This is a genomic window from Crenobacter oryzisoli (genome assembly GCF_030385785.1).
Classification (GTDB): Bacteria; Pseudomonadota; Gammaproteobacteria; order Burkholderiales; family Chromobacteriaceae; genus Crenobacter_A; species Crenobacter_A oryzisoli.
The window spans coordinates 1-25,479 of record NZ_JAUEDK010000016.1 but is presented as its reverse complement, the minus strand read 5'-3'; the positions used below and the strand labels follow the sequence as shown (position 1 = coordinate 25,479).

25 protein-coding genes are annotated in these 25,479 nt (G+C 61.1%); 15 read left to right on the top strand and 10 right to left on the bottom strand.

The annotated features are described in order from the left end of the window. Window positions 1-88: 88 nt before the first annotated feature. From QU481_RS10515 to QU481_RS10500, 4 genes are all read right to left on the bottom strand, one after another. Complete coding sequence (locus QU481_RS10515) at window positions 89-1,000, bottom strand: LysR substrate-binding domain-containing protein (protein WP_289829931.1); 912 nt, start codon at window positions 998-1,000, stop codon at window positions 89-91. Window positions 1,001-1,321: 321 nt separating this feature from the next. Continuing rightward, window positions 1,322-2,092 carry an ABC transporter substrate-binding protein gene (locus QU481_RS10510; RefSeq protein WP_289829930.1) on the bottom strand — a complete coding sequence of 257 codons (771 nt, stop codon included), beginning with the start codon at window positions 2,090-2,092 and terminating at the stop codon, window positions 1,322-1,324. A gap of 643 nt (window positions 2,093-2,735) precedes the next feature. After that, window positions 2,736-3,524 carry an ABC transporter substrate-binding protein gene (locus tag QU481_RS10505; RefSeq protein WP_289829929.1) on the bottom strand — a complete coding sequence of 263 codons (789 nt, stop codon included), beginning with the start codon at window positions 3,522-3,524 and terminating at the stop codon, window positions 2,736-2,738. Window positions 3,525-3,595: 71 nt separating this feature from the next. Next, window positions 3,596-4,789, bottom strand: coding sequence for a M20 aminoacylase family protein (locus QU481_RS10500; protein ID WP_289829928.1), 1,194 nt, complete (start codon window positions 4,787-4,789; stop codon window positions 3,596-3,598). Window positions 4,790-4,937: 148 nt separating this feature from the next. On the opposite strand from QU481_RS10500, the gene QU481_RS10495 reads away from it, so the two are divergent. Continuing rightward, entirely contained in the window at window positions 4,938-5,891 is a 954-nt protein-coding gene (locus QU481_RS10495; protein WP_289829927.1) for a LysR substrate-binding domain-containing protein, read from the top strand. Window positions 5,892-6,102: 211 nt separating this feature from the next. Here QU481_RS10495 and QU481_RS10490 read toward each other — a convergent pair whose 3' ends face one another. The 4 genes from QU481_RS10490 to antA all read right to left on the bottom strand — a co-directional run bounded on the left by QU481_RS10490 (window position 6,103) and on the right by antA (window position 10,142). Beyond that, complete coding sequence (locus QU481_RS10490) at window positions 6,103-7,101, bottom strand: AraC family transcriptional regulator (RefSeq protein WP_289829926.1); 999 nt, start codon at window positions 7,099-7,101, stop codon at window positions 6,103-6,105. A gap of 118 nt (window positions 7,102-7,219) precedes the next feature. Beyond that, window positions 7,220-8,251 carry an anthranilate 1,2-dioxygenase electron transfer component AntC gene (gene antC / locus QU481_RS10485; protein WP_289829925.1) on the bottom strand — a complete coding sequence of 344 codons (1,032 nt, stop codon included), beginning with the start codon at window positions 8,249-8,251 and terminating at the stop codon, window positions 7,220-7,222. 13 nt (window positions 8,252-8,264) lie between these two features. Beyond that, window positions 8,265-8,753, bottom strand: coding sequence for an anthranilate 1,2-dioxygenase small subunit (gene antB / locus QU481_RS10480; RefSeq protein WP_289829924.1), 489 nt, complete (start codon window positions 8,751-8,753; stop codon window positions 8,265-8,267). Between the two features lie 3 nt (window positions 8,754-8,756). Next, complete coding sequence (gene antA, locus QU481_RS10475; RefSeq protein WP_289829922.1) at window positions 8,757-10,142, bottom strand: anthranilate 1,2-dioxygenase large subunit; 1,386 nt, start codon at window positions 10,140-10,142, stop codon at window positions 8,757-8,759. Window positions 10,143-10,559: 417 nt separating this feature from the next. Here antA and QU481_RS10470 point away from each other — a divergent pair, with 417 nt between their 5' ends. From QU481_RS10470 to catA, 3 genes are all read left to right on the top strand, one after another. Beyond that, complete coding sequence (locus tag QU481_RS10470) at window positions 10,560-11,666, top strand: muconate/chloromuconate family cycloisomerase (RefSeq protein WP_289829921.1); 1,107 nt, start codon at window positions 10,560-10,562, stop codon at window positions 11,664-11,666. A 140-nt stretch (window positions 11,667-11,806) separates the two neighbouring features. Then, window positions 11,807-12,097, top strand: a complete 291-nt coding sequence (catC, locus tag QU481_RS10465) for a muconolactone Delta-isomerase (RefSeq protein WP_289829920.1) — start codon at window positions 11,807-11,809, stop codon at window positions 12,095-12,097. A gap of 93 nt (window positions 12,098-12,190) precedes the next feature. Beyond that, window positions 12,191-13,111 (top strand): catechol 1,2-dioxygenase, encoded by a 921-nt coding sequence (catA, locus tag QU481_RS10460; protein ID WP_289829919.1) that lies wholly within the window; start codon window positions 12,191-12,193, stop codon window positions 13,109-13,111. A gap of 134 nt (window positions 13,112-13,245) precedes the next feature. Here catA and QU481_RS10455 read toward each other — a convergent pair whose 3' ends face one another. After that, entirely contained in the window at window positions 13,246-13,719 is a 474-nt protein-coding gene (locus tag QU481_RS10455) for an Lrp/AsnC family transcriptional regulator (RefSeq protein WP_289829918.1), read from the bottom strand. A 140-nt stretch (window positions 13,720-13,859) separates the two neighbouring features. Between QU481_RS10455 and kynB the strand changes: the two genes are divergently transcribed. The 9 genes from kynB to QU481_RS10415 all read left to right on the top strand — a co-directional run bounded on the left by kynB (window position 13,860) and on the right by QU481_RS10415 (window position 23,387). Then, complete coding sequence (gene kynB, locus QU481_RS10450; RefSeq protein ID WP_289829917.1) at window positions 13,860-14,489, top strand: arylformamidase; 630 nt, start codon at window positions 13,860-13,862, stop codon at window positions 14,487-14,489. Window positions 14,490-14,515: 26 nt separating this feature from the next. Further along, window positions 14,516-15,766, top strand: a complete 1,251-nt coding sequence (kynU, locus tag QU481_RS10445; RefSeq protein WP_289829916.1) for a kynureninase — start codon at window positions 14,516-14,518, stop codon at window positions 15,764-15,766. A 47-nt stretch (window positions 15,767-15,813) separates the two neighbouring features. Next, window positions 15,814-17,208 carry an amino acid permease gene (locus tag QU481_RS10440; RefSeq protein WP_289829915.1) on the top strand — a complete coding sequence of 465 codons (1,395 nt, stop codon included), beginning with the start codon at window positions 15,814-15,816 and terminating at the stop codon, window positions 17,206-17,208. Window positions 17,209-17,769: 561 nt separating this feature from the next. Continuing rightward, window positions 17,770-17,913, top strand: a complete 144-nt coding sequence (locus QU481_RS10435) for a hypothetical protein (protein ID WP_289829914.1) — start codon at window positions 17,770-17,772, stop codon at window positions 17,911-17,913. Between the two features lie 15 nt (window positions 17,914-17,928). Beyond that, window positions 17,929-18,042, top strand: coding sequence for a potassium-transporting ATPase subunit F (locus tag QU481_RS23850; RefSeq protein WP_353962185.1), 114 nt, complete (start codon window positions 17,929-17,931; stop codon window positions 18,040-18,042). 39 nt (window positions 18,043-18,081) lie between these two features. Beyond that, on the top strand, window positions 18,082-19,809 hold the full coding sequence (gene kdpA, locus QU481_RS10430) for a potassium-transporting ATPase subunit KdpA (RefSeq protein WP_289829913.1): 1,728 nt from the start codon (window positions 18,082-18,084) through the stop codon (window positions 19,807-19,809). A gap of 17 nt (window positions 19,810-19,826) precedes the next feature. Next, complete coding sequence (kdpB, locus tag QU481_RS10425; RefSeq protein WP_289829912.1) at window positions 19,827-21,920, top strand: potassium-transporting ATPase subunit KdpB; 2,094 nt, start codon at window positions 19,827-19,829, stop codon at window positions 21,918-21,920. Between the two features lie 9 nt (window positions 21,921-21,929). After that, on the top strand, window positions 21,930-22,559 hold the full coding sequence (gene kdpC / locus QU481_RS10420; RefSeq protein ID WP_289829911.1) for a potassium-transporting ATPase subunit KdpC: 630 nt from the start codon (window positions 21,930-21,932) through the stop codon (window positions 22,557-22,559). A gap of 33 nt (window positions 22,560-22,592) precedes the next feature. Beyond that, the gene (locus tag QU481_RS10415; protein WP_289829910.1) at window positions 22,593-23,387 is read left to right on the top strand and encodes an SDR family NAD(P)-dependent oxidoreductase; all 795 of its coding nucleotides are present in this window, start codon (window positions 22,593-22,595) and stop codon (window positions 23,385-23,387) included. 190 nt (window positions 23,388-23,577) lie between these two features. Here QU481_RS10415 and QU481_RS10410 read toward each other — a convergent pair whose 3' ends face one another. Continuing rightward, complete coding sequence (locus QU481_RS10410) at window positions 23,578-23,901, bottom strand: cupin domain-containing protein (protein WP_289829909.1); 324 nt, start codon at window positions 23,899-23,901, stop codon at window positions 23,578-23,580. Between the two features lie 373 nt (window positions 23,902-24,274). Between QU481_RS10410 and QU481_RS10405 the strand changes: the two genes are divergently transcribed. Both QU481_RS10405 and QU481_RS10400 read left to right on the top strand, forming a co-directional pair. Further along, the gene (locus tag QU481_RS10405) at window positions 24,275-25,120 is read left to right on the top strand and encodes a quinone oxidoreductase family protein (protein ID WP_289829908.1); all 846 of its coding nucleotides are present in this window, start codon (window positions 24,275-24,277) and stop codon (window positions 25,118-25,120) included. A 64-nt stretch (window positions 25,121-25,184) separates the two neighbouring features. Continuing rightward, a partial coding sequence (locus QU481_RS10400; RefSeq protein WP_289828410.1) for a helix-turn-helix domain-containing protein occupies window positions 25,185-25,479 on the top strand: 295 nt, incomplete at its 3' end.

Genomic DNA, 25,479 nt, shown 5'->3' with positions numbered 1-25,479 from the left:
TCTGAATGTCAATTGGGTCATGCATTTTTTGCATAATCTTGCCGGGCCAGCGCAGCCTGCCGGCTGGACATGCCCGGCCTAACCCGCCTCATATCGGCGAGTATCGGCTCTTCAGGAAGGTCCAAAACTCCTCGACTGCCGGGCGGCTTGGCTTGCGGCTGCGATAGAGACGGATTTCCATGTCGACTCCCCAGCGGGCGTCCGCTGCTGGCGCCAATTGCCCGTTGCGTACCTCGCGCGATACTGCGCTTTGCGGCAGAAAGGCGACGCCATGCCCCTCCAGCACCATGTTTTTCAGGCCTTCTGCCATGTCGGTTTCGTAGCGCAGCTTTAGGTGACAAGGCTCTGGGGCATTGTCGAGAATCAGCTCAGTCATCAGTCTGAAGTAAGCGTTCGCGGCGTAACCGAGAAAAGGCACGGGCTGCGCCTGGCTGCCCGGCAGGGTAAAACGGGGCTGACGCTCACGGTTGCAGCGGCTGTAGGGGCGGAGTCGTTCGACACCCAGCCGTAGCCCCTCATAGCGACTTTCTTCCAGCTCGATCGGCTTCTTAGGGTGGTGATAGCACATCAAGAGCTCTGTGCCGCCCTCCACCAAGGCCAGCAGTGCATCATGCACATTACTCGCCTGCAGCCGGCATGCCAGCGGGCCGAACGATTCCTCCAGCTCAGTGAGCCACTTCGGAAAGAACGAGAACGACAGCGTGTGCGGCACGGCAAACTCCAGCGTCTCTTCCGGAAGCGGTTTCATCCCTTGCAACAAGGCACGCGTCGCTTGAATCTGGTTGAGCATCACGATTGCCTGCTCACGAAACACGGCCCCCGCCGGGGTCAGCGTTGTTGGGTAAGCGGTGCGGTCGATCAACTCTGTACCCACCCAACTTTCCAAGGCCTTGATTCGACGTGAAAATGCGGGCTGAGTCAGATGGCGGGCTTGCGCGGAGCGGGTAAAGCTGCCCGTTTCCGCCAAGACCAGAAAGTCTTCCAGCCATCTTGTTTCCATGCATGCTCCTTCGTAGAAACAACATTGGACCTGTTCAGAGCCGTCCCAGCTCGAAGAGAAAAGGCCCGCTCAATAGCAATCCGCTAGACGGGCACTGCGCCCCATGAAGGGATTCTGTGCGTGTCTATAGCATGCGGGGAGATTCACTGGAATAGCGCAGCCCGGTGACAGCGAGGGACTGCAATCGCTGAACGGGTGTCGTCGGGGAAGATACTTGACCTAAACGGCCAGGCCAAAGCCGATGAGAAGAAAGAAGACTATTGGCCGACGATGTCATCGGCCAATAGCAATTGACGTCACCAACAGTTTGACTGTCGGCGATTAGTTGTACATATCGAAGGCGAAATACTTCTGCTCGATCTTTTTGTAGGTGCCGTCCTTGATGATGCCATCAATCGCCTTGTTGATGGCCTCGCGCAATTCGTTGTCTTCCTTGCGCAGGCCGACGGCTGAACCGGTACCCAGGGTTTTCGGGTCGTTCAGTGCAGGCCCGGAGAAGGTAAAGTCATGACCGCGCGCGGTTTTCAAGAAACCCACGTCGGCCTCTATTGCGTGCTGCAAGCTGCCGTCCAAGCGGCCGGACTGCAGGTCCAGATACACCTGATCCTGGTTAGGATACGTCACAATGGTCACGCCATTCGGTTCCCAATGGGCCCGGGCGTAGTACTCATGAATCGTGCCCTGCGCAACACCAACGCGTTTTCCTTTGAGCGAAGCAACGGTCGGCAGCAGATTGGTCCCCTTCTTGACCACCAAACGGCTCGGGGCGTTGTATAGCTTGTCGGAAAAAGCGATTTCCTTCTCGCGCTTCTCGGTGATGTTCATCGAGGACAGCACACCATCGAACTTCTTGGCTTTAAGCGCCGGGATCATGCCATCAAAGGCCGTTTCCACCCAGACACACTTCGCATGAAGCTTGGCGCAGATCGCATTGCCGAGATCAATGTCGAAGCCGACCAGCTTGCCGTCTGGAGCCTTCGACTCAAACGGCGCATAAGTCGGGTCGGTTCCGAAACGGATGACAGAGAAGTCTTTGGCAAACACACCAGTTGAAACCAGAGCAATCGCGGCCGAAATGGCAAGCTTCTTCATAAGTTCTCCTTTGGATACACTGAGTGGCACGTACCTTGAGGCCGTCAAAAAGCATGGACTCCCTCAGGAGCCATCACTGCCTTGCGGCTGGATCTCAATCGTAGTGGCCATGACATGGATGACCGTTTTGTTGTATAGACAAAGTACGGCAAGATCCAGAAAACTGCAATGCGTTTTTCTGCTGCGTTGCAACGTCAGGAGTCCCGCATGGCATTTGGAAAGATATCGAACATCGCCCTAGACGTAGCAGCTGAAATTTCTTTGAAATCAGTGCATAAATCAACTTCATTTGATGATAAATGCATTTATTATTATAAATAAAATGACATTCGGCAATGATTACAAAGGGCGGATCTCACATCGCAACCCACGGATGCGCGCCTAGGCACCCTCACAGAAGGTTAACGAACGTCTTGTCCACGTTGTCTTGTATAGACAAAAATGACTCGTTTCCGGCAATTCTGCGACTCATCCACGTTTCAACGGCCCGAGCCCTTCCCAACAGGTATCGAAATGGGATGACAAAAAGAAAAAGCCCGGTATTTACCGGGCTTTGAATCAACCTCTGATTGAGCAAATCTGAATAGCCGATCCTCTCTGCCCAGGCTGCTCGCCAGTGCAGGTGACCCTCTGCTCTATTCGCTTACTTGCTGCCGTAGATATCGAAGTCGAAGTACTTGTTGTTGATCCGCTTGTAAGTGCCATTGGCACGGATGGTGGCGATTGCTTTGTTGATGTCTTCGCGCAGGGCAACATCCTCCTTGCGCAGACCAATGCCGTCGCCGACGCCAAAGAACTTTGGATCATCGAGAGCCGCTCCGACGAAGGCGAAGCCCTTGCCAATGGGTTTCTTCAGAAAGCCGCCATCGGCCTGGATGGTGGATTGCAGCGAGGCATCCAGCCGCCCCGACACGAGGTCGTTGTAGACCAGGTCCTGATTTTGGTAGGAGACGACATCGATACCGGCCGGCGCCCACATTGCTTTGGCGTAGGCTTCCTGGGTCGAGCCTTGTTCCACGCCGATGCGTTTGCCCTTCAGCGAGGCCACCGTGGGCTGCAGAGTGACGCCGCGCTTGGTCACCAGGCGGGATGGCGAGTTGGAAATCTTGTTGCTGAATGCGATCTGCTCCAGCCGCTTTGGCGTGATCAGCATCGAAGAGGCGATCGCGTCGATCTTCTTGGCCTGCAACGCGGGGATCATGCCGTCCCAGCTATTTTCCACCCACACGCACCTGGCATGCATCTGCTGGCAGAGCGCCTCGGCAATATCGACGCCGAAGCCGGCAAACTTGCCGTCCGGGGTCTTGTATTCAAACGGCGGGTAGGTCGGGTCGATACCAAGGCGTATCACCTTGCCCGACCAGTCTGCGGCGGCGACCAGGCCCGATGCGGTCAGCAATGCCAGTGCCAGGCTCATCATTTTCTTGTGCATCACGTTCTCTCCTCTTTGCTTTGATGGGCGATTGATCATTTCGTCACGGGCGACGTTGATGTTCTCGCTGCTTATTGCACGTTCGCGTGACTGCGCTCCTGTGCCAAAAATCGCTCGGTCAGCTTGACCCAGTAGCTCGCCCCGACCGCGAGACAACGGTCGTTGAAATCGTAGCCTGGGTTGTGCACCATGCAGCCCCCCTCCCCGTCGCCATTGCCGATCGTCAGATAGCTGCCGGGGCATTGCTCCAGCATGAAGGCGAAATCCTCGCTGGCCGTGATCGGCCGCATGTCGTTGATGCCCTCTGCGCCGACCCAGTCGAGCGCCACCTGACGGGCCAGCTCCGTCTCGGCGGGATGATTGATCAACGGGGGATACAGGCGGTGATAGTCGATTTCGACGCGGGCGCCGAAGCTCGCTGCCTGGGCGTGTACCAGCTCGGTGATCCGCTGTTCCAGCAAGTCGCGTGTCGCGGGCGTCATCGCGCGCACGCTCAAGACCATTTCAGCGGTCGAGGGGATCACGTTGTCGACCGACCCAGCATGCAGGGAGCCGACCGTAATGACGGCGACTTCCTGCGGATCGACATTGCGCGCCACGATGCTTTGCAGTGCCACCACAATCGACGACGCGACCACGATAGGATCGACAGCCTTGTGTGGCATGGCGCCGTGCCCGCCGTTGCCCAGCACGCGGATGGTGACGGTGTCGGCCGAAGCCATGCACGGGCCGCTGATAAAGCCGAAACTGCCGGCCGGGTAGCCCGGCAGGTTGTGCATGGCGAAGATGGCATCGCACGGGAAACGCTCCAGCAAGCCGTCTTCGAGCATTTTGCGCGCCCCACCCAGCCCTTCTTCGGCAGGCTGGAAAATCACATGCAGCGTGCCGTGGAAATGGCGGGTATCGGCCAGGTGGCGGGCCGCCGCGAGCAACATTGCGGTATGACCATCGTGACCACAGGCGTGCATGACTCCCGCGATATGGCTGGCATGCGGCAGCCCGGTTTCTTCCTGAATCGGCAGCGCGTCCATGTCGGCGCGCAGGCCCAGCGCCGGGCCGTCGCCATTTTTCAGCGTCCCGACGACGCCGGTCCCGCCCAGGCCGCGGGTGACCTGATAGCCCCAGGCGTTCAGGCATTCCGACACCAGCTCGCTGGTAACCGTTTCCTGGTAACCGAGTTCGGGATGGGCATGGATGCGTCGGCGTAGTGCGATCATCTCTTCTTCGATAAGCGAGATGCCGGGCAAGACAAAATCGGCGTTCATGGGAAATCCTTACGAAAATCAGTCGATGATTACCGCTTCCTGTGTGGGCCGGCAGCGGGTATTTCGGTTGATCTTAGTGAGCAGGCTATGGGCCAGGAAGACGCTGTTTCGTTATGATGACAACCATTAGTTGTCGGGTGGGTTAACGATGAAATTGCACCAATTGCAGGCACTGGTGGCGAGCGCCGAGTCGGGCAGCATACGAGGCGCAGCCCGCATGCTCGGGATTTCGCAGGCAGCGGTGACCCGGGCGCTACGCGAACTGGAACTTGAGCAGCAAGTACCCCTATTGATCCGTGCGCCCAGCGGGCTGAGCTTCACCGAGTACGGCAAGGCACTGCTACTGCACGCACGGCTGGTGCTCAACCAGCTCGAACAGGCACAAGGTGAATTGGCTCGTTTGAAGGGGCAAAGCGCAGGCCGCCTCAGCGTCGGCGTGACGCCGTGGATCATGCTGACCTTCCTGCCCGAGGTGGTGCTGCTGTTTCGCCAGCGTATGCCTGAAGTGCAGCTGGAGTTGTTCGAAAGCCTGATGGCCGTGGCGCAACCCCTGCTCCGAGATGGCAGCATGGACTTTGCCATCGGGCAGTTACAGCCCTCGCCAACCTCGGCGGAGTTCACCAGCGAAGCACTGTTCGACTACCAGACTGCGGTGATGATGCGGCGCGGCCATGCACGCCAGGACTGTCGTTCTATCCATGACCTGCTCGACCAGAACTGGGCCTTGAACTATGCGCCGGATGGCCACGATGCCCTGATGCACGAGCTGTTCTGGCGACATGGTGCCCGTATCGAGGAGCGGCGTATCGTACGGGCACATTCACTGGCGATGCTGGAGATCCTGATCGAGCGGGCCGAGATGTGCACATGGGCCCCGGCCATTCTGAGCATGGCGCCGGCCTTTCTCAGCCGCCTGCAGACCGTGACCTTGGCCGAAGCCTTCACGCCGCGCCAGTTGAGCATCGTCTCGCGTCGCAACAGCACGCTCAGTAGCGCGGCACAGTGTTTTATCGATTGTCTGCTGCAGGTGATTCGCCGCCATGCACGCTCGGCGAAGAAGGAGGATCAGCAGCTGTTCGACACGCTGACACTGTTGGTGTAGGTGTGCAACGCCACCTCAATCCCGGCCACACCGGCAACGCGAAATCGCCGGTGACCGCCCGGATGGAGGCATCAACCGTTTGGACAGGCTCAGAGCACTAAGAGTCGCTAACAAAACTCAGTGAAGCGGCCTTGGCTAGGCGTGCTGCCGCAGGCAGTACAAGTAGTACGGCAAGGCAGCACAACAACGCCAAGGGGTTTTGTTAGCGGCTCTAACGCCGGGCGACGCGGCTCAGGGTCTGTGATGGCATCTCGTCGAACAGTTTTTTGTAGTCCGACGAGAAGCGCCCCAGGTGGGTGAACCCCCAGCTCATTGCGATAGTGGAAATATTGCGCTCCGATTGGTCGGCCAACAGCTCGCGCCTTACCGCTTCGAGCCGGTATTTCTTCAGATAGGCCATCGGCGACAACCCGAAGTAACGCTTGAATGCTTCGAACAGCTTGAAGCGCGTAACCCCGGCCTCTCGTTCGATGTCTTCGAGACAGAGGTCCTCGCGGGCATTGTCGTGAATGTATTGTCGGGCACGCAGCAGGTAATGCGGATAGGCGGGGCTAAGGATATTGGCGAGCTCGGCCGAGTAATTGTGCGGCTGGGAGAGCAGCAGCCCCTTGAGCAGGAGATGCTCGAGATCGCTCGCCATGAACGGGCTGCCGAACAAATGGCCGGTGCGCTCCAGCTCGCCGAGCAGGAACTTGACCATGCGCCACCAGCCCGCCTGATCGCCAGTGGCAGCATCCATGTCAGGCTGAAACACCAATGGCACATCCAACGGCCGCTGCAGCAGGCCCTCCAGCACCTGGCGCAGCGCCGGTCGCGGAATGGCGACGATGATCTTGCGACAATCGCCGGCGATGGTCAGCGCCTGTGAGTCAAGCGGTGACAGGATCAACCCCTTGTCCTGATCAGACAACAGCCGCTGCCCCTGGACGGTCAACTCCTGCTGGCCGACCAGCGGCAGGCTGACGCTGTAGCAGTTGAGCGGCGCCTCGTCGCGCACCACGATGGTGACATCGGTGCCGTATTCGACGTAGCCGACCGTAGTCGCCATGGAGCGCAGCACATTGCCCGAATGCTGAAATTGCAGCTGCTGTGGCGACTGCACCTCCAGCCCGTGCGGGCCGCAGATGGCGGCCATCCAGTCGCGCGCACCGTCCAGGTCGTGGCGTTGCGCGCTGATGCCTCGATGATCGTTGCCCGCTTGTGTTTGCATCGGTCCACTCATGGCGATCTTCATCCCCCGTGGCAGCATAGAAAACCCGACTGGCCTTGCTAGGCAAGCCAGTCGGCGACACCATCGCGCCCGTGACAGGGCTGTGAAATGGCTGGGATCAGCGGCTCGTATTGCTGTCGCTGAACTTTTCGTAATACAGGCGAAAGCCTTCGATGCGCTGTTCAGCCAACCATTGCTTGATGGCCTCGACCATCGGCGGCGGTCCGCACAGGTACATGTCGAAGGGTTGGGCCTCCAGCAGGCTGCGATCGAAGTGCTCGGGAATGAGGCCTGTCTTACCATCCCACTCCGGCACTGGGTTCATCACGACGATCTCGTAGCGGAAATCCGCGATCCGTTCGGCATAGCCCGCCAGGCGCTCCAGTTCGCACAAATCGCGCACATTGGTCACGCCGTAGTACAACTGCACCGGCTGACCGCAGCCGCCCCGCTCTGCCAACTCGTCGAGCATGCCGAGGAAAGCCGACAGCCCAGTACCGCCTGCGACCATTATCAACGGACGCTCGACCTGACGCAGGTAGAACGCGCCAAGCGGCGCTTCGAATTCGATCGTGTGACCAGGTTCGCAACGTTCGCGGATGTAGTTGCTCATCGCGCCATCCGGCAGCAAGCGGATCAGGAACTGCAGCTGGTTGCCGTCGTTCGGTCGATTGGCGAACGAGTACGACCGCCACGTCTGGGTGTCCGGCACCTGAAGCCGCGCATACTGTCCAGGCAGGAAATCCAGACGCTTCGCACTCGAACTGGCGTCCAGATGCAGGATGGCGGTGGTCTCGGACACCTGCTGCACGTCGGTGACCTTGGCCGACACCAGGGTTGTACCGCCAGCGTGGCACAGGCTCGAATCGAAGTCGAAATAGAACGAGGCATCCGACTGCACGCGCGTCTGACAGGACAGAATCTTGCGCTGAGCCAGGTCGTCGGCCGACAGGGTTTCCTCGTCGACATAATCCTGGCTGTAGCTGCCCGACTCGCAGCGGCCCTGACAGGTGCCGCACACACCCTCGCGGCAGTCGAGCGGGATCTTCACCCCGTTGCGCAGCGCCGCGTCGAGCAGCAGCTCGTTGGCGCGGACATCGAAAAACAGCGTCTTGCCATCGGCAAAACTGAAGGCGACTTTGTGGCTCATGATAGCCTCCCGCTTACAGATGGTAGAAGTCCAGTACCGCGTTGATGCGGTCGTTCAACAGCAGGACGTGCTTCCTGGTGATTTTCCAGTCGTCGTTGTCGCTGCGCAGATGGTAGGTGACCCAACCATAGAAGTGCTCCGACTCACCATGACGACTGTAAAAGGTTGCCCAATTGGCCTTGACCTGCAATTGACCATCCGTTAGCTGCGCAATGCGCACGTTACTGATCTGGTGCATGGTGCGCGGCAGCGGCGTGGACGCGGCCGACTTGCCGGTGCGCAGGCGGAACACGCGGTCCTCCAGGCCCGAGCGGTTGCGGTAATAGATCAGCGACATGCCGCGCTTGGGGTCGGTGGTGTACTCATGCTCGGAGTCCCATTGCGGTACGTGGAATTCGCTATCCTCGTCGAACAGGTCGAGGTAGGCATCCCAGTCCTGCACATCACAGAGTTCGGCCTTGCGATAGAGAAACTGTTCGACGGAATGTTGCAGCTGGCTCATGGCTCAGTCCTCCTTGTTGCCGTTGGCATGTTGCAGGCCCTTGAGCAGCGCATCGCGCCAGGCACCGTGCTGGTTGACGTACAAACCTTCGTGGGTCAGCTCGGTGCCGGTCATCGCCGGCTGGATGCCGAGCAGCTCGCTGTTTGGCGTCGCGCCTTCCACCCACTTGTGGTAGCCACGTGAAATATCGCTCCAGCGCTCCAGTCGCGCCTGGAAACCGCGCTGTTGCTCGCGGAATTCCACCAAGTCGTCTGGCGTGCCCATGCCGGACACGTTGAAGAAGTCCTCGAACTGGCGGATACGGTTTTCGCGGTCCTGGTCTGATTCGCCCTTCACACCGATGCACTGGCTGATGATCTCGGTCTTGTTCCAGGCCACCGGGCGCACGATGCGCAGCTGCGAGCTGATCTGGTCCATGAAGAACAGGCTCGGGTAGATGTTAAGGTTGCGCAGCCGGTGCATCATCCACTCGGCCTTGGCCGGACCATGCTCTTCCACCAGGCGCGGCATCACGCTGGCGTAGCCGGGGCGTACCGCCGGGTTGGGCATGTCGCTGAACAGCACACTGTGGCCGTTCTTGAACGAGAACCAGCCGTCGTCGGTTTCGGCATCGCCGGCGCCGAGCTTGCTGTAGTCGAGCGTGCCGCTGCCGGCGCTGCCCTTCTGCACATTAGCTTCCTGGCGGTGCTTCACCGTGGCCACGTAGTTGTAGTGCACGGTGCTCACGTGGTAGCCGTCCAGCCCGTTTTCGTTTTGCAGCTTCCAGTTGCCGTCGAAGGTGTAGGTGGATTTGCCCTGTAACACTTCCAGTTCGCCGGTGGGCGACTGCGCCACCATCATGTCGAAGAAGACGCGCGCATCGCCCAGGTAGTCTTCCAGTGTGTCGGTGCCGTTCACGTCAAGGCTAATGAACACGAAGCCCTTGTAGCTGGCGATGCGCGCTTTCTTCAGGCCCCGCGTGGACTTGTCGAAGTCTTCGCAGTATTCGCCCGGTGCCTTCACCTTCACCAGACGGCCATCGCTCTTGTAGCACCAAGCATGGAACGGACAGGTGAAGGTGGATTGGTTGCCCTTGCTCATGCGAGTGAGCGTGGCACCTCGGTGCTGGCAGGCGTTGATCATGGCGTTCAGCTCGCCGTTACCATCGCGGCTGATGATCATCGGCATGCGGCCGGCGCGCATGGTCATGAAGTCGTGCGGATTGGGAATCTCGCTGTCATGACAAGCGTAGATCCAGTTCTTCTCGAAGATGAATTCCATCTCCAGCTCGAACAGTTCAGGCTCGGTGAACATCTCGCGGGCGATGCGATAGACGCCCTCCGCCGGACGAAAGTCCAGACAGCCGCCGATGAACTCCTGCCATTCGATATTGGTTTTTGTCGTGCTCACGATAGTTTCTCCTCCTGCCTTGTGACGTCTTCGCGATGGAGCGAAGGTCTGTGGCGATTGAATACCGGAAGTGAACCGTGAGCTATCCGACTACTTGGCAATCGTTATCCGTTTTTTTGGCCCCCTTGTCCGAGAAGCTTTCCCGTTCGGCCGATGTGGCTTTGCCCTCCTTCCTCCACCTGTGTCCGATTGAGCCTCCTTAGAGGGAGCTGCCTAATCCATCCGCCCCCTCACGCTGCCGCCGAAAAAAGTGGATAGCAAATCCCAAGTAGCCGGATAGCCCGGCAACGGAGACAGGTATTCAATCGCTTCCATCGACAGGCCCCGCTGGTCGGATCGAGTCAGCCACTCTCCGCCGGTCCCGCGCAACAACGCGCGGTCTGGTGCCGCAACCCTCAGCAAGGACGCCGAAGCGCCATGATCAGATTCATCGAAACCCTCCTGGTGGACGTGCCAACCATCCGCCCGCACAAGCTGTCAGTCGCCACGATGAACACCCAGACCTTGGTACTGATAAGAGTGCTGTGCGAGGACGGCATCGAAGGCTGGGGCGAAGCCACCACCATCGGCGGCCTCAACTACGGCGAGGAAAGCCCGGAGAGCGTCAAGGTCAACATCGACACCCACATCGCGCCGCTGATGATCGGCATGGATGCGCGCAACGTGGCGGCGGTGATGGCCAAGGTGCGCAAGACTATCCAGGGCAACCGTTTCGCCAAGTGCGCCCTGGAGACCGCACTGCTCGATGCGCAGGCGCGCCGGCTGAACATTCCACTGTCGGAACTGCTGGGCGGCCGGCTGCGCGATGCGCTGCCGGTGGCTTGGACGCTGGCGAGCGGCGACACTCAGAAGGACATCGCCGAGGCCGAGCAGATGCTCGAGCTGCGCCGTCACCGCATCTTCAAGCTGAAGATCGGCCTGCGCCCGGTGGCCGACGACGTCGCCCACGTGCTGGCGATCAAGAAAGCGCTCGGCGACGCCGCCAGCGTGCGCGTCGACGTGAATCAGGCCTGGAGCGAGCTCGATGCGGCCAACGGCATCGCCGCGCTGGAGGCCGGCGGCATCGACCTGATCGAGCAGCCGATCCGCGCCGAGAACCGGTCGGGCCTCGCCCGCCTCGCCGCCCGCTTCGCCGTGCCGATCATGGCCGACGAGGCGCTACACGGCCCGCTCAGCGCCTTCGAGTTCGCCAAGGAGAATGGCGCCGACGTGTTCGCGGTGAAGATCGCCCAGTCGGGCGGACTGGTGCCGTCCCAGCAGGTGGCCGCCATCGCCCAGTTGGCCGGCATCGGCCTCTACGGCGGAACGATGCTGGAAGGCGCGGTCGGCACTGCCGCCTCTGCCCATGTGTTTTCCACTTTCGCGGACCTCACTTTCGGCACCGAGTTATTCGGCCCACTGCTGTTGACCGAGGAGATCCTGAGCACACCGCTCGAGTATCGCGACTTCATGCTGCAGGTGCCAACCGGGCCGGGCCTGGGCATTGAGATCGACCACGACAAGCTCGCCAGGATGCGCCGCTAGCGCCACCAATAAAACCCTACCGGCGTTGTTGCGCGCTCTTGCCGTACCGACTCGTACCGTCTGCGGCCGCGCGACGAGCAGAACCGCTTCGCTGGGTTTTCTTGGCGGCTTTCAACCAAGCCAATGAAAGGAGCAACCCCATGCTGTTTCACATACGAATGGATGTGCAGCTGCCACCGTCCCTGTCGGCCGGAGAGGCCGCCGAACTGAAGGCTGTCGAGAAGGCCCGCTCCCAGGAGCTGCAGCAACAGGGCAAGTGGCGCCACCTGTGGCGCATCGGCGGGCAGTACTCGAACATCAGCATCTTCGATGTCGAGAGCGTGGACGAGCTGCACACGCTCGTCTCCACCCTGCCCCTGTTTCCGTACATGAAGATCGAGGTGCTGCCCCTGTGCCGCCACCCGTCTTCGATCCGCGACGACGATCGCTGAAGTACTCGTTCACCCACCCGCAGTCCACGCGCCAGCCGCTGCCGATCCAAAAGACAACGCGGCGCCTTACTACAAGAGAGAAGGAGTAGAGACATGACCCATGCTGAAATCGACGCTCTGGTAAAGAGCTTCATCGTTGACACCGCCACCGGCCCGGTAAACGCGCGCGTTCAACAAATCACCGTCCGCTTGGTGAGCGATCTGTTCAAGGCCATCGAGGACCTCGACCTCACGCCGAGCGAAATCTGGAAGGGCCTGGAATACCTCGCCGAAGCCGGCGCCAACCACGAGCTGGGCCTGATTGCCCCGGGCATCGGCCTGGAACGCTTCATCGACATCCGTCAGGACGAGGCCGAGGCCAAGGCCGGTCTAACCGGCGGCACCCCGCGCACCATCGAAGGCCCGCTCTACGTGGCTGGTGCGCCGGAGAGCGTGGGCTTCGCCCGCCTCGACGACGGCACCGAAGCGGACAAGGGAGAGGTGCTGTTCATGCAGGGCACCGTATACGGCGCAGACGGCAAGCCGCTGCCGAACGCCAAGGTCGAGGTATGGCACGCCAACCTGATGGGCAACTACTCGTTCTTCGACAAGAGCCAGTCCGCCTTCAACCTGCGCCGCTCCATCATCACCGACGCCAACGGCCGCTACCAGTTCCGCAGCATCGTGCCGATGGGCTACGCCTGTCCGCCGAACGGCTCCACCCAGCGCCTGCTCGATCTGCTGGGCCGCCACGGCAACCGTCCGGCACACATCCACTTCTTCGTGTCGGCCGAAAGCCACCGCAAGCTGACCACGCAGATCAACATCGACGGCGATCCGTATTTGTGGGACGACTTCGCCTTCGCCAGCCGCGAGGGACTGGTGCCGGCAGTGAATCACGTGGCCGCCCCGGCTGAGCTGGCAAAGAAGGAGCTGACCAAGCCGTTCGCCTCGATCGACTTCGACTTCCGCCTGTACGGCGAGCAGGCCGGCGCCCCGGTCACCGAAGTCGAGCGGGCCCGCGCCAACGCGTGAGTCGGTAAGCCCAAGGGTTGGCCGAACACGTTCGGCCAACCCTTGATAGACATGAAAAGCAAAGCGCTGCCCTGGGCAGCGCTTTGTCATCTGTACAAGGTTGGCCGAGCGGCTTGCCTTTCCTTCCCCCTGCCTCAGTGCTCCTGCGCGATCGGTAACAACCCGATCCGATCCTTGATCTTCCTCATCACGATGTAGGAACAGATGTCCCGCATGCCGGGAATCTTGTTCAGCTTTTCCACGACGAAGGTGGAAAACGCCGTCAGGTTGTGGGTGCGCACGTGCAGGATATAGTTGGTCGGGCCGCTCACCACATAGGCTGCCGTCACTTCGTCAAACTCGTCGATCTGTGCCTGGAAGCGCTCGTGCCAGTCCTCGCGCGAGCGGTCCAGCGTGACATGCACCACCGCCTCCAGCTCAAAACCCAGCTTCAGCGCGTCCAGTTCGGCTCGGTAGCCGCGGATCAGCCCGTTTTCCTCCAGTGCGCGCACCCGGCGCAGGCAGGCAGACGGGGACAGCGCCACCTTGTCAGCCAGGTCCTGATTACTCAGTCGGCCATTGTGTTGCAGCGCGGCAAGTATGCGCCAATCGATCGCATCGACCTGCATTTGCAGAATCCAATCAAATTCACACGATAAGTTGAATATTCTGCGAAAAATCGCATTTCGCCAAGCCAAACTTGCAATTTTGGCGAGAGAGGGCGGTGCTAGGATAGTTTCAGTTTCCAGCACGCTCAGGAGCCTCACAGATGCTGTACGACATCACCCCACCGCTGTGTCCCGACATGCCGGTCTGGCCCGGCGACACGCCGTTCGGCGTCTTCCGAACCTGGAGTTTGTCCGGCGCCTGCCCGGTCAATGTGTCGCGGCTGAGTCTGTCTACCCATACCGGTGCGCATGCCGATGCACCTCTGCACTACCGGCCCGACGGAGTCGGTATCGGCGAGGTCGATCTGGCGCCCTATCTTGGTCCCTGCCGTGTGCTGCACTGCCAAGACACCGGACCGCTTCTCACCCGCGAAATACTACAGATGCGCCTGGGGGACGCCCCCTTACCACCGCGTGTGCTGATCCGCAGCTATCAGCGCTTCCCTCTGGGGCACTGGGACGACGGTTTCATGGCAGTCGCCCCCGAGGTAGTCGACTGGCTCGGCGAACGCGGCGTTTGCCTGATCGGCACCGACACCGCATCGCTCGACCCGGTGAACAGCAAGACGCTGGAGGCCCACCATGCGGTGGCGCGCCACGGCATGGCCATCCTGGAGAACCTGCTGCTCGACGAAGTGCCCGAGGGCGACTACGAGCTGATCGCCCTGCCGCTCAAGCTGATGGGCGTCGATGCCAGCCCAGTGCGTGCTGTGCTGCGGCCCCTGAACTGACCACTGACAACACAAAGGAGAACACCGTGTTGACCCGAGAAGACTGTCTGCAAGCCGACTTGCAGGACCCATTGGCCCCGCTGAAACAGCGTTTCGAATTGCCCGACGGCGTGATCTACCTAGACGGCAACTCGCTAGGTGTAATGCCCAAGAGCGCCCGGGTCCGCAGCGCCGAGGTGATCGAACAGGAATGGGGCGTCGGGCTGATTCGAAGCTGGAACACCGCCGACTGGTTCGCCCTACCGGCGCGACTGGGCAACAAGCTCGGCCGGCTGATCGGCGCCAATGAAGACGAAGTAGTGATCACCGACACCACCTCGCTCAACCTGTTCAAGGCACTGGCCGCCGCGCTACGCATCCAGCAGCAGGCCCGCCCGCAGCGTCGGGTGATTGTGTCGGAACGCGACAACTTTCCGACCGACCTCTACATGATCCAAGGGATGATCGACTTCCTGCAGCAGGGCTACGAGCTGCGACTGATCGACGACGAAACGCCGCTGGAGGCTGCGCTCGACGAGGATGTTGCAGTGCTGCTGCTCTCACACGTCAACTACCGTACCGGTGCCATGTACGACATGGCCTCCGTTACCGCCCTGGCCCACCAGTATGGCGCGCTGACCATCTGGGACCTGGCGCATGCCGCCGGCGCAGTACCGGTGGACCTGAACGCCGCCCAAGCCGACTTCGCGGTGGGCTGCACCTACAAGTACCTGAATGGCGGCCCGGGCTCGCCAGCCTTCATCTGGGTGCCGCCCCGTCACCAAGACCGCTTCTGGCAGCCGCTGTCAGGCTGGTGGGGCCACCAGCGGCCGTTCGACATGGCTGTTGCCTATGAACCGGCCAACGGTATCCGCCGCTTCCTGTGCGGCACCCAGCCGATCGTGTCGATGTCGCTGATCGAATGCGGCCTGGACGTGGCGCTCGAGGCCGACATGGAAGCGGTGCGCACCAAGTCGCTAGCGCTAACCGACCTGTTCATCGAGCTGGTTGAGACCCGCTGCAAGGACCACCCACTGACGCTGATCACCCCGCGTGATCATGACCAGCGCGGCAGTCATGCGAGCTTCCGTCACCCAGAGGGTTTCGCGGTGATGCAGGCGCTGATCGCGCGCGGCGTGATCGGCGACTACCGCGAGCCGGAAGTGCTGCGCTTCGGCATTACCCCGCTCTATCTCGGCTACGCCGACGTCTGGGATGCAGTGGACACGCTGAAGGACATTCTGGACACCCGCAGCTGGGACAAGCCCGAGTTCAAGCAACGCACTTCGGTGACCTGAGCCACCCTGATCACTAGAAAAACAACTCTATTACAAAGGAGAGACAGATGAGTCAATCGAGAGGATTCGACGAAATCGCCCAGCGCGAACAGGGCCTGCATCGCCGCCTGAGTGCCGGCCAGATGAGCATGATCGCCATCGGCGGCGCAATCGGCACCGGCCTGTTTCTGGGTAGCAGCTTCGCCATCAACTTTGCCGGCCCCAGCGTGCTGATCAGTTATGCGATCGGCGGTCTGATTACCCTGTTGCTAATGGGCTGCCTGGCCGAAATGACAGTGGCCCACTTCACCTCGGGGTCGTTCGGCGCCTTTGCCGAGTACTACATCGGCCCACTGGCGGGCTTCCTGGTACGCTATGCCTACTGGGCCTGCATCGTGCTGGCGGTCGGCACCGAGGTAACGGCAGTGGCGGTCTACATGAAGTTCTGGTTTCCCACTGTGCCGTCTTGGCTATGGATCGCATTGTTCTCGGCCGTGCTTATCGCGGTGAACGCCGCAAGCGTGAAGGCGTTCGGCACTGTTGAGTACTGGTTTTCGACGATCAAGGTACTGGCCATCGTCGCCTTCATCGTACTGGGTGCTTATGTGGTGTTCGGCTCCGGCTCGCCGCAATACGGCGTCCAGCACTACTGGGCGCACCAGGGCTTCTTCCCGCACGGCATCTCGGGCATGTGGGTGGCGGTGATCGTGTCGATCTTCAGCTATCTGAGCGTCGAAATGATCGCGGTGGCGGCCGGCGAGGCGGACGATCCGGAAAAAGCGGTAAAGCAGGCGTTTCGCGCCACGATGCTGCGCCTGGCGATCTTCTATCTGGTGACGCTGGCACTGATCCTGGCGATCGTGCCGTGGAGCGAGGCCGGGCAAAGCGGCAGCCCATTCGTGAAGGTAATGCAGGTGCTGGGCATCCCAGGTGCGGCCGGAGTGATCAACTTCATCGTGCTGATCGCGGCACTGTCGGCGATGAACAGCCAGCTCTACATCACCACCCGCATGATGTTCAGCCTGTCCCGCGCGGGCCATGCCCCTGCCAGCATGGGGCGCCTGAACCGCCGCGGCATTCCACTGAACGCGCTGCTGATGTCCACCGGCGGCATCGCGCTCGCCACCGTGCTGAACGTGCTCTATCCGGACCAGTCGTTCACGCTGATGATGGCGATCTCGATGTTCGGCGCCATCTTCACCTGGCTGATGATCTTCGTCACCCACTACTTCTTCCGCCGTCACCACGACCGGCAAGGTGGAGCACCACTGTCGTTCCGGATGAAGTATTTCCCAGTTACGACGCTAGCAGGTGGTCTCCTGATGCTGGCCATCCTTATCACCACCGCGTTCACCGAGGCGTTCCGGATGACGCTGGTTTTCGGCCTGCCGTTTCTGCTCGCACTCTCGGTTGCGTATGGTTTGTTCTTCCGCAAGAACCTGACTGCCCAACGCGCGGTTTAGAATCACGAGCTTACAACTTGAAAGCGACGGGGCAACCCGTCGCTTTTTCATTAAACTGACCCGACTCGTCGTGGGGTTTCCGCCTTTATCTTCAACCTTATGCAGGTAGATACTTGATTGAAGTAAATTGAAAGGACTGGATCCGCTTCAGTTTCGGTATCGTCTCAGCGGTCAATTAAGAGCCTCTGACAAAACCCCCTTGGCGTTGTTATGCAGCCTTGCCGTACTACTTGTACTGTCTGCGGCCGCACGCCTAGCCATGGCCGCTTAGCTGAGCTTTGTTAGCGGCTCTTAAAAACCTTCACCTCCCCCCTTTTACTTTCACCTCAATCTCTCGACACACAGCAGGCCCCAAGAGCGGCAATTAGATTCGCCGCTATCCTTCAGCTTTATCCCCCTTATTTCCCGCCACCATCCATTTACAGCTTTTTTACGCTGCAGCACTCCAAATTTATGCAGACTTAATCCGTGGCGGTCTTCACTGAAAGTGACCAGGAAAGGTTCCTGAGCAATATCCCTCGGGCTTAGGCCGCATGCCTACCCCCAGGGAAGGAGATTACCATGCTGCTCACTATTGCACTGCTGCTACTCATGATCGGGGCTTACTTGCTGCTCGGTCTGCTGACCCGCTACACCAGCCGCCTGATCGAACGGCCTGCCTCCCGCGAAACCCTCGAAGGCACGGGCCCGGCCGATCTTGGTTGAGCCCTATCGACCTGGATGGGCTGGGTAGAGGAAGGAGATGAATCCATGGCTATCGACCTGCTGTTGGCTCTGCTCGTCGGGGTGGTGGCCTATCTGTTCTACGCCGTCATTCACCCCGAGAAGTTTTGAGCCTCTGTCATCGACGCCCTCTGCTAAGGAGTGATCGCGATGTCTCCGTTCTGGCTGCAAATTGGATTGACCCTGCTGGCGACCTTGCTGCTGAGCCTGGTGCTCGGCCGTTACCTGGCTAGGGTAATGACCGGGCAGCGCACGCTGCTCGACCCACTGTTCGACCCGCTCGACGGGCTGCTGTACCGGCTCGTCGGGCGCGATGCATGCAGCCGGCCGATGAACTGGCAGCGCTACACCCTGCACATGCTCGCCGCCAACCTCGCGATGGCGGTGTTGATCTATCTAGTGCTGATCTTTCAGAATCGCCTGCCGCTCAACCCGCTGAAACTGGCTGGGATGGAGCCGATGCAGGCGTTCAATACTGCGATCAGCTTCATCACTAACACCAACTGGCAGAGCTACGGGGGCGAATCGACGCTGTCGAACTTCAGCCAGATGGCGGCAATCACCTTCCCGATGTTCACGTCGGCGGCCACCGGTTTCGTGGTAGCGATCGCATTCATCCGCGCGCTGATCGTGAAGGACGGAGGCGCCGACCTCGGCAACTTCTACCGCGACCTGATCCGTTTCAGCACCCGAGTGCTGCTACCGGGCGCGCTGCTGTTCGCACTGTTCCTGATCTGGCAGGGTGTGCCGCAGACGCTCGACGCCAACGTCGCGGTCAACACACTGCAGGGCGCCCACCAGACGATCAGTCTCGGCCCGGTGGCCGCGCAGGAGTCGATCGAGAACCTCGGCACCAACGGCGGTGGCTTCTTCAACGTCAACGCCGCCCACCCGCTGCAGAACCCGACACCGCTGACCAACCTCGCTTTGCTGATGCTGATGTCCAGCCTGCCCGCCGCGCTGGTGGTGATGTTCGGACGGATGATCGGTAACGCCCGCCAAGCCTGGGTGATCTACGGCGTGATGGGCGTGCTGCTGCTGGGCTTTCTCGCGATGACGGTGCTTCCTGAACAGGCCGGCACGCCACTGCTGCACCAGGCGGGCGTCAGCCTGCAGGCCGGGCCGCTGCAGCCAGGCGGCAATATGGAAGGCAAGGAGGTGCGCTTTGGCATCGCGCAGAGCGCGCTCTATGCGGCCTATACCACGGCGTTCACTACCGGCAGCGTCAATGCGATGCACGACAGCTTCACGCCGCAGGGCGGCATGCCGCTGATGATCCAGATGATGCTGCAGTGCGTGTTTGGCGGTAAGGGGGTAGGTTTCCTCGGCTTCCTGGTCTACGGTTTGATCGGCGTGTTCGTCGCCGGGCTGATGGTTGGCCGAACACCGGAATTCATGGGCAAGAAGATCGAGAAACCCGAGATCGTGCTGGTGTCCCTGGCACTGCTAATCCACCCGCTGGTGATCCTAGCGCCGTCGGCCTGGTCGATGGTCGTGCCCTATGGCCTGTCCTCGCTCAATAACGCGGCGATGCACGGCTATTCGGAAGTGCTGTACGCGTTCAGCTCGGCCGCCGCCAACAACGGCTCGGCCTTCGCGGGGCTTAACGCCAACACCCCCTGGTACAACCTGGCGATCGCGCTTGTGATTCTGCTGGGCCGTTACCCGCCGATCATCTTCCTGATGGCGGTGGCCGGCTCGCTGGCCGCCAAGCCGACACTTCCGCCGAGCGTCGGCACGCTGCGCACCGATACACCGCTGTTCGGCGTCTGGTGGTTTGCCACCATCCTGATCGTCGGCGCGCTGACCTTCCTGCCTGCACTGGTGCTGGGGCCGATCGCCGAATACTTCGCGATGGCGACCCACCATCTGTTCTAGCCATAGGTAATGCTGTCATGAACAGACCTACTGCTCATCCGCTATCACCACAAGCACCGCTCGTGCCCCCGGCAAGCCACCTCGTCGCGGCCGGCTACGGTTCTCCCCTGCTCAAGCAGGCGCTGGTCGACTCGCTGATCAAGTTCGACCCGCGCCAGCAGGTGCGCAACCCGGTGATGTTCGTCGTGTGGCTAGGCGCGCTGGTTACCGCGGCGCTGACCGTTTCTCCGACCCTGTTCGGCCCCTCGCACGCCAGCCACCTGTATAACGGTGTGGTCACTGCAATCCTGGTGATCACCGTCTGGTTCGCCAACTTTGCCGAAGCATTGGCCGAAGGTCGCGGCAAGGCCAAGGCCGCCTCGCTGCGCCACACTTCCACCGAGCTGCACGCCCGGCGCATCGTCGCGGACGGTAGAGAGGAAACCGTCTCGGCATCCGCGCTGAACAAGGGCGACCTGGTGCGGGTAGAGCGCGACGAGCTGATTCCGATGGATGGCGAGGTGATCGACGGCATCGCCTATGTCGACGAGTCGGTGATCACCGGCGAATCGGCCCCGGTGATCAAGGAGGCCGGCTCCGATGTCGCCTCCAGCGTCACCGGCGGCACCAAGGTGATCTCGGACAGCCTGTTGATCCGGGTCACCGCCTCACCCGGTGATAGTTTCCTCGACCGGATGATCCGGTTGGTGGAAAGTGCACAGCGCCAAAAAACACCGAACGAAATCGCACTGACCGTGCTGTTGTCGGTACTGACGCTGATCTTCGTGATCGTAGCCGCGGCAATGGCGCCGGTAGCCAGCTACCTGAAGGCGCAGATCAATGTCGCCGACTTGGTGGCGCTGATCGTGGCGTTGATCCCGACCACCATCGGTGCGCTGTTGTCAGCGATCGGCATTGCCGGCATCGACCGCACCATGCGCTTCAATATGCTGGCAACGTCGGGCAAGGCGGTCGAGGCCGCCGGCGATGTGCATACGCTGATTCTCGACAAGACCGGCACCATCACCGTCGGCAACCGCATGGCGACCGCGCTCTTGCCAGTGGCAGGCTGCAGTGCGGCGCGGCTAACCCAGGCGGCGTATCTCGCCTCGTTGTTCGACAACACGCCGGAAGGTCGCTCGACCGCAACATACGCGCTGAACGAAGGAGCCCGCCCGGTAGTCGGCCAGGACAAGGCGGTCGGCACCGAGTTCTCGGCCGAAACCCGGATGAGCGGCTCCGACCTGCCGGACGGCCGGGTGATCCGCAAGGGTGCTGTCGATTCAGTCAGCCGCTACGTCACCGAACACTATAGCCGCCCCGTACCACCGGACCTGACCGCACTCACCGAACAAGTCGCGCGCCAGGGTGCAACGCCGCTGGCGGTAGCGGAAAACGGCGACATCCTCGGGGTGATCATGCTGTCCGACGTGCTGAAGACCGGCATCCGCGATCGGATGGAGCAATTGCGCACCATGGGCATCCGCACCGTGATGGTGACCGGCGACAACCCGGTCACCGCCACCGTGATCGCCGCCGAGGCGGGGCTCGACGAGGTAGTCGCCGAAGCACGGCCGGAAGAAAAGCTCACGCTGATCCGCAGAGAACAAGCACAAGGCCGCCTGGTGGCGATGACCGGCGACGGCACCAACGACGCACCGGCGCTGGCGCAGGCCGACGTGGGGCTAGCGATGTATACCGGTACCATGCCGGCCAAGGAAGCGGCCAACCTGATCGACCTCGACTCCGATCCGACCAAGTTGCTCGACCTGGTCGCCATCGGCAAGCAGATGCTGATCACCCGCGGTGCGCTGACCACCTTCTCGATCGCCAACGACGTAGCCAAGTACTTCGCCATCTTGCCGGCGCTGTTCATCACCGCCCTGCCGGGCCTGAATGCGCTGAACGTGATGGGCCTGGCCACGCCGCAAAGCGCGATCCTGTCGGCGCTGATCTTCAACGCGCTGATCATCCCGCTGTTGATCCCGCTGGCGCTGCGCGGAGTGCGCTTCCAGCCCAAGAGCGCCGAGGTGATGTTCTACCGCAATCTGATGCTGTACGGCGTAGGCGGCCTGATCGCCCCGTTCATCGGCATCAAGCTGATCGACCTGGGCCTCGCCCTGGTGATGTAGGAGGACGCGATGAATACCATGCTCAATAGCGCGGTGCGGCTGACCTTGGCGACCTGGCTGCTGTTCGGCCTGGCCTACCCGCTGGCGGTGACCGGCATCGCCCAACTGGCGTTTCCGCGTCAGGCCAACGGCAGCCTGATCGCCGGTCCGGGCGGTGCACCGCTCGGTGCGGCCCAAGTGGGCCAGAACTGGGTGGGGGCCGGCTGGTTCCACGGCCGCCCATCGGCTACCACCGACACCGACCCTAAGGACCCGAGCAAGACGATACCGGCCCCGTACAACGCCGCGAGCTCCAACGGCTCCAACCTGGGGCCGACCAGCCAGGCATTGCACGACCGGCTGTTCACCGACCGCAAGGCGCTACTGAAGGACCTGCCAGGCATCCAGACCCTGCCGGCCGACATGCTGACCAGTTCCGCCTCCGGCCTCGACCCGGACATCAGCCCGGCCAACGCGCTCATGCAGGCGCCGCGCGTCGCCGCCGCGCGTGCCCTACCGCTTGAACAGGTGCAGGCGCTGATTGCCACCCACACCGTTGGCCGGACCTTCGGCGTGTTCGGCGAACCGCGCATCAATGTCCTGTCACTGAATATGGCGCTCCAGAGCTGGCAGGCAGCAAAGCCTCAACAAACGAAATAGTCCCGACTAAGCTTCCATGGAGGGAGGGATGACATGCGTATCGATCTCACAGGAAAAAAAGCGCTGATTACCGGCTCATCGGCGGGCATCGGTCTTGCCATTGCCAAAGGCTTGGCGGAGTGTGGGGCTGACGTTGTTTTGCACGGTCGCAATCTGCAAAAGCTCGCACAAGCCCAGTCGACGCTGGCCGAAGCTTTTCCTACCGTAACCATCTCCAACATTGCAGCCGACCTGACAACCGCAGACGGCGCTCGCCTCATCATCGACGCCCACCCTCACGTGGACATCCTGGTGAACAACGCCGGTTTCTACGAACAGCGGGCCTTCACGGAAACCACCGACGAGCACTGGCAACGCATGTTTGATGTCAATGTGATGAGCGGTATTCGGCTGTCTCGCCACTACCTGCCGCTGATGCTGCAGGCGGACTGGGGGCGCATCGTCTTCATTTCGAGCGAATCGGGCGTGCATATCCCGGCGGAGATGATCCATTACGGCGTCAGCAAGACCGCGCTGCTGGGCGTGTCACGCGGCCTGGCCGAGCTGACCGTGGGCTCCGGCGTCACGGTGAACGCCGTTTTGCCGGGCCCCACCCGTTCGGATGGGGTCGCTAGCTTCTTTGCCTCGATGGCAGAATTCCAGGAGCGGTCGCAGGAACAGGTGGAACGGGACTTCGTTGCGATGCACCGCCCCACCTCGCTGCTACGCCGACTGGCAACCGTCGAGGAAGTGGCCAATATGGTGGTCTACGTCTGCTCTCGGGAAGCTTCCGCCACCAACGGTGCCGCACTGCGTGTCGATGGCGGCGTGGTTCGTACCATTGTATAGAGGGTCATGCCCACCCCGACAGCCCGCCCCTTTCTGCCCGCGGATGCTCGACGAAAATGAACGCTGGCCGAGTTCTGTTAGCCGCGCTGCTTGCCTGCTCTTCGCGGCGCAGACCAAACTGCGAGCAAGCTTCCAGGGTGGCTGGCCAGCCCATGGAAGTGGGTCAAGGCGGTGGCATCGCCAGCGAAAATCACTCGTAGTACACCGCCAGCCAGACCGTTGCCACTTCCGGATCCGTCCATTCGACCCGGTGTCGGCACTTGGGAGGAATGTCGACGAAATCGCCCGGAAGCAGGTCGCGGGGCGAAGCTTCGTCTTCGAACACCAATTTGGCCTCCCCAGCCAATAGCACCAGCCACTCGCCCTGCTCCTGTTCGTACCAGAAGCCGGGCGGGCTGGCCTGACCAGTCGAGACAATCCGCTCGATCTTGAGACCGGGACGGCTCAGCAGCGTATCAAGTTGCTCCTGCCCGGTATGAGCTTCCATATGGGCGAACAAATTGTGAATGTGCATGGCAGGCTCCCCCTGATTGTCATCCTCTGTTGTAGCTCAAGGATCGCCACAAAGCGTCCAGTTAGGATGACTTCAGAGTCCGCGCTTAGAACCTGTTCGCGAGGTACGCACCTCCTCTACCTTGCTGCTTGGCACCGTTCCCCTTCTTGTTTTTGCCAGAACAGGGGGAAGCCTATAGCTCAGCCGCCAAATGCATAGCTCAGCGTCACGCTAGTGTCAGCTCGCCGGTAGCCATAGAGCGGGATATTGGCCCGCTGACGTGACAACGACACCTGGCCTCGCACACTCAGTCCTTTACCGACCGCCCACGACAGGCCGGCGTTCCAGATATCCAGCGTGTCATGATGATTGCCCCGGAGTCAACCCAAGCGATGTGAAGGCCGCCCTCGGTCTGATGCCGCATGCGGTGTGGCCGCGCACACCGGGGCGCGACTGGGCCGGCGTGGTATTGGATGGCCCGACCGAGTGGATAGGCAAGGAAGTGTGGGGCTCAGGCGGCGAGCTCGGCATCCGGCGGGACGGCAGCCATGCCGAGCTGCTCTTGCTCAATGCCGAACAGGTGCGGGAAACACCAGCCGGAATAACACTCTCCGAAGCCGGCGGCGTCAGGGTTCCGTTCATCACCGCGTTCGAAGGTCTGCGCCGCGCGGGCCTCCCTCAGCCTGGTGATGTCGTACTGGTCGGTGGTGCCAACGGCAAAGTCGGCCAGGCCACCATCCAGCTGGCCACCCAGATGGGAGCCCGCGTGTTCGGTATCGTGCGCAAAAACGAGCCGTACCGCGGCCACACCAACGGGCCGGTGCGCATCATCGATGCATCGCGCGACGATGTTGCCGAGGTGGTACGCGACGAAACCGGTGGGCACGGCGCAGACATCGTCTACAACACAGTCTGCAGCCCCTACTTCGCCTCCGCCAACGCAGCTATGGCACTAGGTGCACGCCAGATATTCATCTCGACGCTGGAGCGCAGCGTACCGTTCGACATTTTTGCGTTCTACCGCGGCCAGCACACCTATGTCGGCGTGGATTCGCTGGCTTTGGACGCCACGGCCTGTGCACGCATTCTCGATATCTTGGCTCCTTGCTTTGCAGCCGGCACGCTACGACCGTTCCCAGTACTGGAATCCAACCTCTACCCGCTGGCACGCGCGCTTGACGCCTACCGTGCGGTGCTGGGCGGCGCAAGCGAGCGGGTGCTACTGCAGCCGCAATCCTAAGAGGAAGAAACGATGCTTACTAACCTTTTAGAAAGTAATGCCATTTCATGTGATAATTTTCTTCATGAAATGCAAACGAAACTCTGACGCCCGCGGGATTGACCACCACACCCTCCAGGTCATGCGCCAGCAAGCCGTCAAGGCGATTCGAGAGGGCCAATCGGTGCAAAGCGTAGCAGCCGCCTACGGTGTCAACCCGCGCACGGTGTTTCGCTGGTTAGCAGACTTTGCCAATGGCGGCCAAAACGCCCTGCTGGCCAAGCCGATCCCGGGGCGTCCACCGAAGGTGACGGCCGATGAGATGAGCTGGCTGGCCAAGGCGGTGAAAGACAATACGCCGCAGCAGTTCAAGTTCGAGT